Here is a 17324-nt window from a genome sequence, read left to right as displayed (position 1 = left end):
TCTGCTGAAAGAAAAACGAAAAGAGCAGATGCTTTCGCATTCTGCTCCTTCGCATGAATTTTTCAACCTTCTTATTGGATGTATCCACATCCCCCCTTTCTGCTTCACTTAAATGAATGCAGGCTCAGGGGTTGCAGAGATCAAGCTTGCAATGCTTTGATGCGGATGGAGGCAGAGGTCATTGAACATATTCTGAAGATCCGAGAGCATTTGCAAGATCGATTCGTCGCGGAAACGCGCTTTAAGATAGGTCATATAAATTTGACAGCTCCCCTCCAAAGTCCCAACGACATCAATGCGCAGCGGCGTACCGGAGTTGAAAATCGCAAGCGACTTGCCATACTCGTTAACCAACGGAATCTCATCCTCATCCATTTCGATGGCGATATCAAAGTATGATCCGAGGTTCTGAACAATCATGTATGACTCAAACAGGATCTGATTATCCGCTAGTCCGCTCCACTCCCGGACTTTCTTGAGCGGTGTATAATCATATTTCGTCAATCGAAGCTGCTTCGCTTGAATTTGCTTGAGGATCTGCAATACATTTTCGTCTTCAAGCAAACGTATCCTCATGGGGAGCGTATTGATTGCAGGACCAACTATCTCCTCAATCCCTTCGAATTCCGGGTGTCTGCCAGTCGACATGACGCCGAACAATACATCGCGCTGACCTGTATAACGAGCCAAAAGCAGCGCCCAAGACAATTGAAACACTACGCTCATTGTTACACCACTTTGACGGATTAGCTCTTTCACCATGTGCGGAGCAGAGACCTCGAATTCGACGTATTGTTTCGCGAAGCCGCCAGTTCCTGACCTCCCCCGATTATGCGGAGCATTTTCGATAAGCGGGGTCGCATGGCGGAAGCCAGCAAGTTCCGCTATCCAATATCGCTTAGATTGTTCTATATCTTGCTGCTGCAACCATGCTATGTAATTCCGATAATTGCGTACCGGCGGGAGCTGATAAGACCTGCTCTCCACCAGACTGTAATAGCATTTGAGCACTTCGGCCAAGACAATAAAATGACTCCACCCGTCCATCAGCAAATACGAACAGCTCATAACCAGGAAATGCTCGCGATCTCCTATCCGAGCAAACATGACTTCATAAGTAGTCGGCCGTTTGATATAAGCAATATTACTTGCACACAGTTGAACATCCTGATATCGCATCAGTTCATGAAATTGACGGTCAGCATCCCATTCGCGCCAATCCGCGTAGTGAACCGGTATACGAACATTCCGCCGCATAACCTGTATCGGTTGGTCGAATCCTTCATGGAAGATGGACGTCCTCGTTAATGCATAATGATTTGCCACTCGATTCCAGGCCTGTGTCATGAGTTCAGGCTCCAATTTGTCCGTAAAGCGCATGACCATATTTACAAAAAACTGAGCCGGTTCAGGATTGTTCAGCAAGGTATCAAGCATGTAATCTTGTAGCGGCGTAACCGGATATACGTCCTCAATCTCTTCAGGATCCAAGGAGGCAATAGCGGCAACATCGCTTCGGTTCAATCCTACTAATGAAAAGCCCGCATCGGCTTCGTTCTCTCGCACTGCTTTTTCGTCGTGGGCAGCAACCGTTCCCTTGTCGCACTCGGCAATAACTCCGCTTAATTCCGCAACAGACTGATATTGGTAAATTTGCTCATGGGATATCGATACACCCGCTTGTCTTGCACGGGATATCAGCATCATCGTCTTGATCGAATCGCCGCCGATCTCGAAATAGTTCTGATGTATTCCGACCCTGCCAAGTCCAAGCAGATTAGACATTATACCGCACAACAGCTTTTCGATATCATTGCGTGGTTCGTCGGACGGATCATTAGACATGCTATCCTCATTCGGCTTCGGCAGCGCCTTCCGGTTGATTTTGCCATTATTATTGAGCGGAAGTCGATCAAGCGCAACAAATGCCGTTGGAATCATATAATCAGGTAAACGCTCTTTAAGAGCGCGACGAAGGACTTCTATGTCCGGCGCAATCTTTGTATTTCCTGTCATGTAAGCCGTAATTCGTTTATCTCCAGGGATATCCTCCCTCAGGATCACGACCGCTTCTTTTATAGAAGGTTGTGCGGCAAGCGCCGCTTCAATTTCACCAAGCTCGATACGGAAGCCCCGAACTTTCACCTGATCGTCCAATCTCCCAAGAAACTGGATACGTCCATCCGGCAAATAGCGGGCCCGGTCTCCGCTGCGGTATAACCGCGCTCCCTCTCGTAACGAAAACGGATCCGGTATGAACTTCTCGTTGGTCATCGACGGCATTCGCAAATAACCGCTGCCGACCGCGATTCCGCCGATGCACAGTTCCCCGGGAATACCTATCGGGGTTGGCTGCAGCATTTTATCCACAATATATATTTTTGTATTTGCGAGCGGCCTACCAATATGAGCGGGGCTATGCGCATGTCCCGGTTCAATGATGCGATAAGTGCTGGCGATCGTGCACTCCGTGGGACCATATGCTTCATATACATCAAACGGAAGTCCGATTGGAAGCGTTGCGTTCCATTTGTCTCCCCCCGTGAATAAACGGCGCAGAGAGGTATGTTCAGGCCAAGGAATATTGACTAATAGCTCGACTATCGGTGTTGGAAGAAAGGCAAACGTGATCGCATTGTCCACCATCCAGTCTCGCAGCAACTCGGGCTGAAGTCTTATTTCTTCGGGCGGAATCCATAACGATGCACCGCAGATCAGTGACCCCCAAATTTCCGCGACGGACATATCGAAGCCAACACCGACGGCAAAGCAAACGCGGTCAGTGGACGTTAATGCCGAAATGTCTTTATACCAGTGCATGAAGTTGACAACCGATGCATGCGGGATTATTGTCCCTTTAGGATTACCCGTTGAACCGGATGTATAAATGACATAAGCTGCGTCACTGCCAATGACTTTGTCGATCAGTGGACTCGCCTCTTTGTAACCATTCCGCGAAGCTAGAACGATCCCTTCATGTTCCATCTTGATTCTGGTCTCACAGCGTGATGCGATATGCTCATGCAGAGAACGACTCGTCAGTAAATTAGACGCCTTGGAATCTGCTAGGATATGAGCAATTCGTTCCACCAGCATCTCAGGATCAATGGGCAAGTACGCACCGCCCGCTTTAAGCGCGGCCAATTGGGCAATGACCAGTTCAGGCGAACGGTTGAGACATATTGCAGTAACCGTCCCCGGCCCGCTGCCCTGCTTGATCAGGTAATGGGCCAGACGATCAGAGCGAGCCGCTAGCTCTATATAGGTTAGAATTTCGGCTCCGTTCTGAACGGCAATCCGATCCGGTTCTGCCTCAGCTTGTGCGATCACCATCCGGTGAAGGGTTTCGCAAGGGGAGAATTCCTGCTCGGTCCTGTTCCATACATTCAGCAGCAGATTACGCTCATCTTCCAGCAATATCGGCAAAGATTTGACAGGGGTGTCTGGATGGTCTGCAATACTGGAAAGCAGCATCAGAAAGTGCCTTATCATTTTCTTCACCGTTGCTTCTTCAAATAGACTTTGATTGTATGTAAAAGTTCCTTTCCAGCTCCCGCCCCTCTCAATCACTTCAAGAGTCAGATCGAAGAGAGTTGTCTCCGTATTTACGTGTAAAGGCTCGAATGTCAGGTCAGCTATTTCAACATCAATTACAGGCGTATTTTGAAGCGTGAACATGACCTGGAACAATGGCGAATAACCCAAGCTTCGCGTCCCAGCCACCTTCTCCACTACAAGCTCGAACGGAACATCTTGATATGCATAGGCTTCCAACGCATGCTTTCGAACTTGGCGAAGCAGCTCGCGGAACGGCAAATTTGCAGTGATCTCAGAACGAATGACGAGCGTATTGACAAAAAAACCGATCATAGATTCCACATCTTTGTGGTTTCTGCCTGATATCGCGGTTCCAACGCAAATATCTTCCTCACCGGTATAGCGATGCATAAGCGTCTGAAATGCTGCCATTAACAGCATAAAGGAAGTGGCCTTCTCCTCGGCAGCGAGTTGGAAAAGCCTTGTCGATAACTGCTGCGGAAGATCGAAGCTAAGCTTCTTTCCCGTATATTGCTGCCGTGCAGGGCGCGGGCGATCTGTCGGAAGCTGAAGCAGTTCCGGCGCTCCAGCCAGCTTTTGTTTCCAATACGATAACTGTTCTTGAAGCGCGTTCTCGCAGTACCGTTCCCGCTGCCACTCCGCAAAGTCCGCATACTGCACGCGAAGGGCGGGCATGCGCTCCGCCTCTCCGCTAACGAAGGAAAGATAATACTCCAGCAGCTCCTTGCCAAATACATGGTGGGACCAACCATCAGTAATGATATGATGAAAGGAAATCAGCAGTACATGCTCCCTATCAGCAAGGCATAGAAGAATCGCCCTAAGCAGCGGTCCATGTGTGAGATCAAACGGCCTACTAATCAAGGACATATGCTGTTTCACCGCTTCATCCTGTTCGCTTGGCGGTACTTCCCGCAAGTCTTTCCGCTCCAGCGGCATATCCATGTCATCCAGCACGAGTTGATAAGGACTTCCGTCCTCCTCGTGAAATACGGTGCGCAGAACCTCGTGCCGTTTTACGAGTTCCTGCAGGCTTTTCTCGAATGCTTCGACCTGCAAATCTCCCCTCAGCCTCATGCCGTAAACCAAGTTATACGCCGTTGATTCCGGCTCCAGGGTAGAAAATAGCCATAGCCTCTGTTGGGCGTACGAAAGCCGATGCTTTTCTTTTTTTTGGCGAACCGGAATCTCATGCCTGTCAGAGGAAGGAGCGTGATCAGCTTTGACGTCCCCTTGAAGCATTTTTTCTAGCATCGCCCGCTGCTTGTCCGATAACTGCGCTCTACGTTGTGCTAACGAATGCCGATTGGTCATGGGTTTTTTCCTCTCCTTCCTCTTCTTCTTTTTCCAGCAGTTCGATATAGGCTAGTTCGATAATGTCTGCAAGCTCGGAAATGGTTTCAGCCGCATACAATTCCTGCACATTCAGCGAGATCGGGTACATCTCCCGAATTCGTGATATAACCTGCATTTTATTCAGAGAGTCAGCCCCAAGCTCATAGAATGGAGCATGTATGTCCAGCTCCGGCATGCCGAGAACCTCTTCGAAAAATACAATAAGCTTCTGCTCCACGTACTGACGCGGGCTCTCGTATTCTAGTGGAGCCGGGTATTCCGGTTCCTCCTGTCTTTCATTGCTTTTCGCGTTCGGGAAGGATGCGTCGAAGCCTCTCGAGTTTGGAATTTCATAGCGTTGTCTTTCAAATGGATAAGTTGGCAGCGGCATTCTTCTTCTCTTCTCTAACGCATAACGCGCCTGCCAATTCATTTCGTTGCCCGCTTCCCAAATTGCTGCCAAAGTGTCCGCCCAAGAATGAAAGTCGTAGCAGCTTAAAGAATTTTCATCCCCGTTTGTGTAGGTGTGCAGTGGTGATCCGATCGCTATCGCTCTCCATCGCCCATCCTTGAGCGCTTCTGTAATTTCTGAACTTAGCGACCGTTCTCTGATTTTTGCCGTCAATTCCGATTCTTTATATAATGCGATATTCATCTCCGCATTCAAGGTTGGGATGCGGGGAGCAGCAAAGCGTATGCCATTGACTGTATTGGCGAACTTCTCGATGTCTCCATTTTCTATAAAGTCTTGCCGGGCAAGCGTAAGCTTGAAGGCTTCTTCCAATGAACAACACCCAGCGATGCAGGCGGCCGCATACTCCCCTTCTTCTTTACCCCCAATTCGATCGGGCGTTTGCCCCATGTGATTCAATACTGAAGCAAGACTGTAAGAAGCCGCTACTGAGATCAGTAGTTTTATGCGTGAATTTAATTGCAGTGGATGATGCTGCTGATTAGCGTGGGCATCGTTTAAGAAGCCTTTAAATACGGCTTTCAATTCTAGTCCGCTGACAGACTCAGCTTTTTCAATTGCTTCATTTAATTCGCGGCAGAAGAGCGGTTCAGTTCTGTACAACTCTAGTAACCCGGAAAGGCTCTCCTCCAACCAAGGGAGAAGTATCCATACAGTCATTGGTTGTTCATCTGTGCTCCGAATCTTTTCCGAATCCGGTTTAAAGGCCAGCATGCGCTGTGCATCGGCGGCATTTCGGCAAACTACGGCTTTGCGGAACGGGTATGCTTTTCTGCCAACCTGCGTTGTATAAGTAATTTCTTCGAATGGTATAAAAGGGTTTCTAGTTAAATAGCCAGCCATCCTTTCGCAAGCTGCGGCAAGTGCCTTCTCCGATTTAGCGGATATAAGCAAGCTGTGCCAAGGCCGCAAGCAAGCATCGCTTTCTGTCAGGGGTGCTTCCTCCAGGACGACATGAGCGTTCGTTGACCCGATGCCGAAAGAGCTTACTCCCGCACGCCTAGGATATCTCGCATCTTCCCAGTCCCTCAGTTCCGTATTAACGTAGAACGGGCTTTCCGTAAAATCGATTTGCGGATTCGGTGCTTTAAAATGGAGGGAAGGTGGAATTTGGCGATGATGAAGGGCGAGCACCGTCTTGATGAATCCTGCCACTCCTGCGGCACAGTCGAGATGGCCGATATTCGTTTTAACGGAACCGATTGCGCAGTATCCGATTAAATCTGTCCACTGCCGATAAGCCATCGTTAATCCTTCGATTTCGATTGGATCTCCAACTATAGTAGCCGTGCCGTGGGCTTCGACATATGATATCGTCTCGGGATGGACATCGGCGATCGCCAAGGCTTCTGCAACTACGTCAGCCTGACCTTCCGGGCTAGGGGCAGTGAAACCTGCCTTAAGTGCACCGTCATTGTTAATCGCGGTACCGCGAATTACAGCATAGATGAAGTCCCCGTCTGCCGCGGCCTTTTCTAGACGCTTCAGTACTACGATCCCAACGCCGTTGCCGGGGACACTTCCCTGAGCCTCACTATCGAAAGCGCGGCAGATTCCATCAGGAGACAAAATCATGCCTTCCTGGTACTTGTATCCGGAATGATTGGGGAACGTAACGGTGCTTCCGCCTGCCAACGCAATGTCGCACTCCCCGCTCATAAGAGACTGACATGCCATATGTACAGCGACCAAAGAAGTGGAGCACGCTGTTTGTACGGTCACTGCAGGACCTTTTAAATCAAGCTTGTATGATACGCGACTTGTCAAGAAATCCTTATCATTGCTTGATACAATGGAGGTGATATCTCCCAATCCTTGATCGAGTCCGTAAGCAATAATATGGTTCAACAAGTAAGTGCTTAGCGAGCAGCCGCCATAGACCCCGATCCGTCCGGGATAGCCGTCGGAAATCCAGCCTGCATTCTCCAGTGCCTCATGCGCACATTCGAGAAACAGCCTTTGCTGGGGGTCGGTCCATTCCGCTTCACGGGGATTCATTCCGAAAAAAGCGGCATCAAACATGACCGGGTCATCCAACACCCCTTTTGCTTTAATATATTGGGAATCCTGTAGAACTTCTTCCCGAACCCCCGCTTGCAGCAGTTCCTCATCTGTATAGAAGCGAACTCCTAGATCGCCCTGGCTTAACAGTTTCCAATATGCGTCTACATCCTCAGCTCCGGGAAATCTCCCGGACATGCCGATGACAGCGATTCCTTGCTCCCATAATGTTTCATCTCGTAACAAGTGGTTCACCCCTATTTATTTTATGTTCTTGCTTTTCCTCTGAGATCTCTTTGCCTCTTCATCAGTGATTTGCGTGATTCCACCCTTTCTTCGACATCAGCAATCCGCTCTTTGCGAACGGACGGCTCGAACAGGCGGCTTGCCAATGATGCAATCGTGGGATGCATGAAAAAGTCGGTCAGCTTTATCTGGCTGTTTCGTTCCCTGCGGATTCTTTCAACTAATAGCGCAGCATGCAGTGAATGTCCCCCCAGCTCAAAGAAATTATCATTTCGTCCGACTTCCCGCACATCTAACACTTCCTTCCACATGTCAGCAAGAATTCGTTCTCCTTCATTGCGCGGCAGGGCATCTCGGGATACAGGAGATTTTGTTGCATTCGGAAGAGACAGTGCATGCTTATTGACCTTCCCATTTGTGTTCATAGGAATGCTGTTTAACTGCACAAAAAAAGACGGGATCATATAGGCAGGAAGACGGCATCCTAAATATTCACGGAGATTAGATACAGGCAGCGGTTCTGGTTCTGCCGATTCATAATAGGCAATCAAATATGTGCTGTTGCCCGCCTCTTCCCCGTCTACGACTACCGCTGCACGGATTGATGGATGGTTGGACAATGCGGCAGCAATCTCGCCAGGTTCAACCCTATTCCCGCGAATTTTCACTTGATCGTCCAGGCGGCCCAAATATTCGATGGTTCCATCGTTGAGGTAACGGGCACGGTCTCCGGTACGATACATTTTTCCGTATCCATCATCGTGATCTCCATTCAGCTCTTGTACGAATCGTTCAGCCGTAAGCTTCCGATTGTTCATATAACCCCGTGCCAGGCCCTTACCTGCGATGCACAGTTCACCTTCGATGCCGACGGGCTGAATCAGGCCGTGATCGTTCATAATATAAATTCTTGTATTGGCAATCGGCCGACCTATCGTAATGCGCGTATCATGAGTGAGTTCCTTGACGGTCGACCAGACGGTTGTTTCTGTCGGGCCGTACATATTGAACAAACGGGCGCTCGTTATCGTACGGACACGATGCAATAGCGTTTCTGTCAGCGCCTCTCCCCCAATTAGCATATAGCGCAGCGAACCCAGCGCTTCTGCCATGCGGGTATTATCCAGCAGCATCCTCAGCCGGGCAGGCGTCGTTTGAAGAAGCTCGATCCGATGATCCTGGCATAAATGAGCAAGTCGCTCAAGCTCCATTTGTTCCTCATGCGTTGCCATAACCACCGTACAACCTAGCATGAGCGGCAGCAGCGTTTCGAGTACGAAAATATCAAATGAGACAGTCGTCAAAGACAATACATTGTTTATCGTCTCGAGTGGTATTTCTTGAATGATGCCAACGAGCAAATTATGAACCGAACGATGCTCGATCATGACCCCTTTGGGCTTGCCCGTAGAGCCTGACGTATAAATGACATACGCGAGATCTGACGGGCTAACGGATGAACATGGGAATGCAAGGGAGTCTTCTTCGCATGACATAGGCAGCCGATCCAGCAATACGGTTAATTGTTTATCAGGAATCTTCGCCACATGCGCAGAATCCGTTACGACCACCCGACATCCGCTATCGTGTATGATGCTCGCAATCCGTTCTTCCGGCAGAAGCGGGTCAAGCGGAAGATATGCGGCTCCAGCTTTGCCTACAGCCAACAAGCTTGCCACTAGCAATATCGAGCGATCGGCAAGCACTGCAACGACTTCATTTCGGGAAACGCCTAGTGATCGAATCGCATGTGCCAACTGTGCAGACTTTCGGTTCAGCGCCTCGTAGCTCATCTGCTCTCCATTGCAAATAAGCGCGATTTGATCAGGCGTTATTGCTGCCTGCCTTTCGAAAAGGCCGTGGATAGTCTGTTCGTCCTGAATAGCTACCTGCTTTCCAGCGAACCTAGCGCAAAGTCTTTTTTGCTCTTCGTCGTTCATCAGGCCCATGCTTCTTACTTCTATGTCAGGATTGGAAATGGCCTGCCGCAGCAGCTCAATAAAGCAGTTTGTCCACCGAACTGCAGTATCCTTGGCGAACAGCGTCGAAGCATATTCCATATTTCCATGTAAGCCGTTTTCGGTTTCGGTTATCGACAAAGTCACATCAAACTTAGCGGCCGAGTAATCAAAATGGTGCTGCCGAAGGCTGGCTCCATCCAAAGCGAGCTCCGCATTCTCCATGTTCTGCAATATGAACATGGCATCGAATATCGGATTGCGGCTCAACTCCCGAGGCGGAGCAACTCGTTGTACAAGTTCCTCAAAGGGATAATCTTGATGTTCCAGCGCACCAAGCACGAACTGCTTGACAACCTGCAAATAGCCAGAGAATGATTGATTGGCGCTTGGGGACATGCGCAGCGCCAACGTGTTCACGAACATGCCTACCATCCTTGCCGTGTCTGCTTGGCTTCGGCCTGCTACTGGCGTTCCGACGATAACTTCTTCCTGATTGCTCAGTTTTGACAACAGTAATCCATAAATTGACACTAACACCATATAGATTGTCGTATTTGTTTGTCTTGCCAGACGCTTTACATTCCTTGTCATTTCCTCATCCAGCAAGAAGTTTACGCATCCTCCCGAATAGCTGCGCAATGCCGGCCGAGGAAAATCAGTCGGCAAGTTCAACACTGGGATCTCCCCGGTGAACTGCTTCATCCAAAATTGTTCCTGCTGCTTTATGGTCTCCGTGCGCAAACTAGTTTGCTGCCATGCCGCATATTCTTTATATTGCAGCTGTAGCGGCAACAGTGTGTTGCCCGCGTACAATTGAGTTAGTTCTTCGGTTATCACTGCGACAGAAGTACCGTCGGATATAATATGATGCATGTCCAGGAGAAGGAGATGACGTTCCGGCTCAAGCTTTACAAGAGCTGCGCGCAGCAGTGGAGCCTGTCCTAAATCAAATGGCCGGATAAAGGAACGGATGAGTTCCTCTGTGTTTTCTCCAATCAGCTCCTTACAAGCAAGCTCAAACTCTGTGTTCGCATGAATTCGTTGAACGGGCTTGCCATCCACGATATGGAAAGAGGTACGAAGCGGCTCATGTCTCGCGATGAGAGCCTGCAACGCTGCTTCCAGACGCTCTCTGTCAATAAGCCCTATAACTTCCAATGCGGTCGGCATATTATAATTCAACTCTCCGCCCTCCAACTGCTGGAGAACGTACAACCGTTTCTGCGCTGAAGATACGAAATAATAATTTCTCCTCCCGATCCTCGGGATCGTGTCGTAGTCGGCATGTTTCCGATGCTTAATCGTTTCAGCCATTTGTTCGATCGTCGGGTACTGAAACACGTCTCGCAGCGGCAATTGGACGCGCATCTCTTTGTGCAATTTGCTAACTAAAGTGCTTGCCCGCAGGGAATGGCCTCCTATTTCGAAAAAGTTGTCCTTTACGCCGATGCGATTCCCAGGCAACCCGAGCACATCTTGCCAGATGCGCGCAAGCTGCATTTCCGTTTCTGTCCGCGGCGCTACATGTTCCTCGTCATGCCGCAAGCTTACTGCCAAATCATCCAGTGCTCTCCGGTCTACCTTTCCGTTTGTCGTCAGTGGCATTTTCGCAACCTGCGAGAAATAAGACGGAATCATGTATGCCGGCAATTTATCCGACAATGCGACTCTCAGCTCTTTGCCCGTTAATTCCCTGTCCGCCACTACATAGGCGCAAAGCTGTTGTGCACCGCTTTCATCAGATTGCGCAATGACGAATGCCTCTCTTACCGAATCGATTGTTAATAACTGGGCTTCAACTTCTCCCAGTTCGATGCGGAAGCCACGGATTTTGACCTGATCATCCATTCGTCCAACATACTCTATCGTCCCGTCAGGCATCCATTTCCCCAGATCTCCCGTTCGATACATCCGATTCCCATTCGAAAATGGATGATCCACGAACTTTTCGCTCGTTAAGTCAGGACGATTCAAGTAACCGCGTGCGATCCCGTCTCCGGCAATACATATTTCCCCCGTCATGCCGATAGGCTGTAATCCGTTGCGCTCATTGACGATATAAATGGACGTATTGCTGATCGGTTTTCCGATTGGAACGCTTATGGCATTATCATCCACTTCATTGATATCATGGTAAGTCGCGAATACGGTTGCTTCTGTCGGACCGTATATATTTTTAATAATTCCGGGACCGAGACAGTTCAGCGCTTTGCGTACGTGAGATACGGAAGCGCGCTCGCCTCCGACTAGAATTGATTTCACATGGCGCAGGCATTCCAGGTTTGTGTCGACGAGAAGATGAAATAGCGCAGTTGTAATTACCATTCTCGTAATCTGCTGCCGCTCAATCCGTTCTGCAAGTTGTTCGATATTCAATACCGACTCTTGCGGGATAAGAATGAGTCTGGCTCCGTTCAATAACGTCCCGAAAATATCGAATATCGATCCGTCAAATGAAAAGCTGGAAAGCTGCAATATACGATCCTCTTCGGAAATTTCGAGAAATTTCGATGCATGCACAAAATGCACTACATTTCGATTGGTTGTTAGAATGCCTTTCGGTTTTCCCGTCGTTCCTGACGTGTAGATCACATATGCCAAATGACATAGAGTGGAAACTGGTTCTAAATTTGTCATGTCTTTGCTATATAGATGCGGATCGTCCAACGCCACGATTTTGCATTGCACCTGGATTGAATCAAGCAACCGGCGATGTCCCACTATGATTTGAGCTCCCGAATCCTCCAGCATGAAGTGAACTCGCTCCTGCGGATAATCCGGATCGATTGGCAGGTAAGCGCCTCCTGCCTTCAGAATGGCCAGGATGCTTATAATCATCTCGATCGAACGTTCGACCATGATCCCTACTCGTGCATCCGGCACGACACCAGCCGATTGCAGCGTTCGCGCCAGACTATTCGCTTTTTCATTCAGTTCTCGGTAGGTGAGCCGCATGCCTTCGAACTCAACCGCCACAGAATTCGGTGTTTTCTCTGCTTGTTCCTCGAAAAGCTGATGTATCGTCCTCTCTCTGGCATATTCCATCTCTGTACTATTGAAGTTGCTCAAAATTAACGCAGATTCTTCGGGAGTTAACATCTGCAGCGAGGCCAAATCTGCCTTCGGATGATTGATTACCTGGCTGACAAGCTGCTTGAAATGCCCTGCCATGCGTTTTATGGTTTCCTGCTTGTATAAAGCTGTCGCATATTCAATGCTGCACGCAAGCCGGCCTTCTTCCTCCGAAGCCTGGAAGGTCAAGTCGAATTTTGAAACCGGCCGCAAACTTGGCTGCGGCTTCAAGCGCAACCCGAGAATATTCACTTCAGCTTCTTCCGTGTTTTGCAATACAAACATCGTGTCGAATATTGGATTACGGCTCTTATCCGGCGCCACAAGAACCTTTTCTACGAGTTCCGCAAAAGGATAGCTTTGATTCTCCAAGGCTCCCAATGTCGTTTCCTTTATTTCTTCCAAGTAAGTCAGGAATGTTTTGTCCCCGCTCGGATGACTGCGAATGGCTAGCGTATTGACAAACATACCTATGAGCGGTTGTAAGTCTTCGTGCGTCCTGCCGGCAATCGGGGTGCCAACCACAATGTCCTCTTGCCCTGTATATTTGTGAAGCATGATCACATAGACAGTGAACAATACCATGAACAGTGTTGTTCCGGTTTCGGATGACAATCGTACGAGTGCCCTACTCGTTTCAGCATCCAACTCAAATTGATGCGTATCTCCCTCGAAACTTCGCACGGCAGGTCTTGCATAGTCAGTCGGCATTTCCAATACTGGCAATTGTCCTTCCAGCACGCTTAACCAGTATGCCTCCTGAAGTTTCGCTTCTTTCTGCTGTGCTTCGGACATTTGCCATGCCGTGTAGTCTTTGAACTGAATGCGTAAAGGCATCAGTTCCTCTCCGCCGTACAAGCGGGAAAATTCATCGATCAGAATCGCGGTCGAGACGCCGTCAGAGATAATGTGATGCATATCGAAAAGAAACAGATGCCGATCGTCCTTCAATTCAGCTAAGCCTACCCGCATAAGCGGAGGTTTACTTAAGTCAAACGTCCGGATAAAGGCATTTTCAATTTCCGCCGCTTCTTCCTCGCCAGCATGCATATATTCGATTTCGAAATGGATCTCATCATGCACGCACTGCATAGGTTCGCCGTCAACCAGCTCGAATCCGGTTCGCAGCGTTTCATGTCGCGCAATCAGATCTCGAAACGCCTTCTCAAACTGTTTTCGACACAATGATCCCAAAATCAACACACTGCCGGACATGTTGTAGCTTTGATCTGCTCCCTCAAGCTGATGAAGGGTATAAAGCCTTTTCTGGGCAGATGAAATCGCGTAATATTTTCTTTTTTCCGTTACGGGAATAGGCTTGTGCGTCCGCTGCTCCAATTCGCTTATCGCCTGGGCCATTGCCTTAATCGTAGGGAACCGGAATACGTCACGCAGCGGGAGGTTGACTTGAAATTCTTTATTAATCCTGCTGACCAGCATTGTTGCACGCAAAGAATGTCCACCAATATCAAAGAAATTTTGCTTAACGCCGATCTGTTCAACTCCCAACATTTCTTTCCACATGTCTACAAGTCTGATTTCCAATGGAGTCTCCGCCACTTCGTGTTCCTCTTCGACAGGCTCGATAGCTTTCGGCGTTGGAAGAGCATTTCGATTTATTTTGCCGTTGAATGTCAAAGGCAGGCGGTCAAGACGCAGGAAGCGCGCAGGAATCATATAGGTCGGCAATGTTTTCTTTAAGAAACACCGAAGTTCTTTCATATCTAATGAGCACTCGGAAACAACGTAAGCAATAAGATAGTTTTCCCCGCTGCTGTCCATTCGGTCGATTACAACTGCTTGATGAACTCCTGGAAATGCTAGTATTGCTGCCTCGATTTCTCCAAGTTCGATGCGAAAGCCGCGGATTTTAACTTGAAAATCGATGCGTCCGATGAGATCAACATTGCCGTCAACCATCCACTGCGCCAGATCGCCCGTGCGATACAGTCGTTCACCTGGAACGAACGGGCTTGGTACGAACTTCTCCTCACTAATGTCCGGGAGATTCAAATATCCTCTGGCCACTCCCGGGCCGCCGATGCACAGTTCGCCCGGCATTCCTATCGGAACGGGATTGAGCTGCCGATCTACAATATAGAATCGTGCATTCATCCAAGCTTTGCCGATCGGTACGCTTCCCGTCTTCGGCAATAGATCCAGCGGCTCGTCATAGTAACTTGAATCGATTGCCGCCTCCGTCACCCCATAGCTGTTAATAATCCGGAATTGGGAGCCGTAGCGCTCCTGCAATGTCCGGTAATCATTAACACTGCAGCTATCGGAGCTGACGATCAGCAGGCGCATGGAGCTCATATTGAAATCGTGCTCGTATGCGTAATTCATGAACGGGATGATGAGTGCGGGCGTAGATTCGAATATCGTAATTTCAAATTTCTGAATCCAGCCATTTAGCCGAGACGGATCGACCCGGTCTTCTGCCGGGCAAATGATCATCGTCCCGCCATTATAAAGCGTTCGTGCTATGTCACCAACGAACACGTCAAAAGAAAAGCTCGCAAGCTGAAGGAGCTTTACAGGGAATTGGTCAAGACCGTATTCTCGTCGATTGGCCTCGGCTGTATTCGTAAGGGCCGAATGCTCGATCATGACGCCTTTCGGGCGTCCAGTCGTGCCTGATGTATAAATCACGTAAGCCAGATCAGATGGCTCGTTCAGATTAGGCAAGTTCGCATTGTCTCCGTTATAAATCGTTTCGTCGTCCATGCAGAGTACGGTTGGCAGGGACGGCAGTTCCCCAAGAACTGGAGAACGCTGCAGGAAATGCGACTGCGTCAGCAATAATGTCGCCCCGCTATCAACAATCATGAATTGAATGCGTTCCTCAGGATAATCGGCATCGATCGGAACATACGCACCTCCCGCTTTCCATACAGCCAAAACGCCAATGAGCATATCGACGGAACGATCGGCCAATATTCCAACAATTGATGCTCTGCCTATACCGTGGGCTTGCAATGTTCTTGCCAACTGATTTCCCTTCTCATTCAACTCCTTGTAGGTAAGCTTTTTGTCTATGCAGATGACGGCCTCATGGTCGGGATTCTGCTTGGCTTGTTCTTCAAAAGCTTGATGCAATAAGCGCTCCGGGCAATGCGGCAGAAAATGAGGATTAAACTCCGTCAACAATCTGCTCAGCTCCCTTTCCCCGACTATCGACAACTCGCGCACAGTTTGTTGGGGGTTTGAAAGTATCTGATCCGCAATAATAAGCAATTGCTCCATAATTCTCTCAATTTCGTGTTCTTTAAATAATTGAATCCGATAGTCTGCATGCAGGCTCATCTGTTGTAAATCTAAGAAATCCTCGATATGTACAAAAAAGTCATTCGTCTCATGGCCGCAAAATCTAGCGTTCAGTTGAACAGAGATATCGCCATATTGCGTCCAACGAATTGGCGTGTAGTTCAAGGACACGCGAAACAGGTCTTGCATATCTCTTTTCGCATCTCGATCCCGCAAATCTTGGATGAGGTGGTTGTATGGGTATTTTTGATGACGGAAATAGGCTTGCTGCTCTTTGAATACAAGATGGAGTAAGGATTCCAGTGTTTGATCGGGGTCAAACGACAATCGGGTGGCAACCGTGCTTACAAACATTCCTAAGGCTTCTTTCTCGTTCCTGCTTGTGCGGTTTGCAAACACGGTACCGACGGGAACATCGACATTTCCCGTATGTTTGTACAGCAGCAGATACATGGAGGTCAGAAAAAAAACAAAGGCACTAATATTGCTTGCTTCGCTAAATGCTCGCAATCGACAGTATTGTTCATCGGTGAGGGTGACGCTGATCCTTTTTGCGTCTGTTAATGGTTCATCAGGGGAAGAATGTTTCAATCCAGTGACTTCCGGCAATGTTTCGAACTTTTTCATCCAGTAACATTTATCTTTTCGATGACGTTCCGACTTCATATAATCTTGGTCGGCATGGATGTACTCCATATATGTGCCTTTTGGAACAGGGAGCGGATTTATCCCGCTTTTTAATGCCGTATAATTATTCATGATGAACTTGCATAATTGATACATGGACACGCCGTCCGCAATGATATGGTTGACTTTCAAGTTAAACCAATATTCCTCATCATTGATTTTCATAATGGCAATCTTATACTTGTCGATTTCGAACATGCTGATCGGGGAGCTGCAAAATCGTTGCATCCATTTTTCGGCTTCCGTGCGGCTCGCCACTTCCAAATAATCGATTGCGGGATGAATATTGGACTCATCTTCAAACCATTGCATGGGTTGATTATGCTGTTCGGTTATGCGAATCCGAAATGCATCGTGATCTTTGATGAGCTTTTGAACAGCCTGCATAAGAAGGGATACATCAATAGCTCCCCTCATTACCATCGTTCCGGCCATCATGCTTAATGTTGTATTCGGATATAAAAGCTCCGTGTACCATATTCTTCGTTGCGCCTGGGTTAAAGGAAATAGTTTTTTATCCATGGTGGGTGCCATCAGTCCTCCTGATTGTTTCGTTTTCCTATCATAAGTAATAGTAGGTTAAGCGAATTCGGAGTTTGTCTTGGCTAAAAGGCAGAGGTACTATAATCGCCCTACTTTGTAAAATAGTAGCACCCATAGATTTCGTTTACAATATAATCCTTGGAATTTTAACACAATTGATTTATTTTGAAATGTAGAGTAAA

3 protein-coding genes are annotated in these 17324 nt (G+C 48.4%); all 3 read right to left on the bottom strand.

The window, feature by feature from the left end; genetic code table 11:
• Positions 1-108: 108 nt before the first annotated feature.
• From NO352_RS09790 to NO352_RS09780, 3 genes are read right to left on the bottom strand one after another with little or no spacing between them, the layout of a single operon-like run.
• Entirely contained in the window at positions 109-4872 is a 4764-nt protein-coding gene (locus NO352_RS09790; RefSeq protein WP_289355510.1) for a non-ribosomal peptide synthetase, read from the bottom strand.
• A complete protein-coding gene (locus NO352_RS09785; protein ID WP_289355509.1) occupies positions 4841-7612 on the bottom strand; it encodes a type I polyketide synthase in 2772 nt (923 codons plus the stop codon). The genes NO352_RS09790 and NO352_RS09785 overlap by 32 nt, the downstream gene beginning before the upstream one ends.
• Positions 7613-7632: 20 nt before the next feature.
• Entirely contained in the window at positions 7633-17133 is a 9501-nt protein-coding gene (locus NO352_RS09780) for a non-ribosomal peptide synthetase (protein WP_289355508.1), read from the bottom strand.
• Between the last annotated feature and the right edge of the window lie 191 nt (positions 17134-17324).

The sequence above is a fragment of the Paenibacillus sp. S-12 genome (assembly GCF_030363895.1).
GTDB lineage: Bacteria > Bacillota > Bacilli > Paenibacillales > Paenibacillaceae > Paenibacillus_B > Paenibacillus_B alvei.
This window is presented reverse-complemented; position numbering and strand designations above follow the sequence as displayed.

Excerpts from the sequence above, each read along its gene's own strand:
- NO352_RS09790 (WP_289355510.1), bottom strand. The coding sequence starts at position 4,872 with ATGACCAATCGGCATTCGTTAGCACAACGTAGAGCGCAGTTATCGGAC.
- NO352_RS09780 (WP_289355508.1), bottom strand. The coding sequence starts at position 17,133 with ATGGCACCCACCATGGATAAAAAACTATTTCCTTTAACCCAGGCGCAA.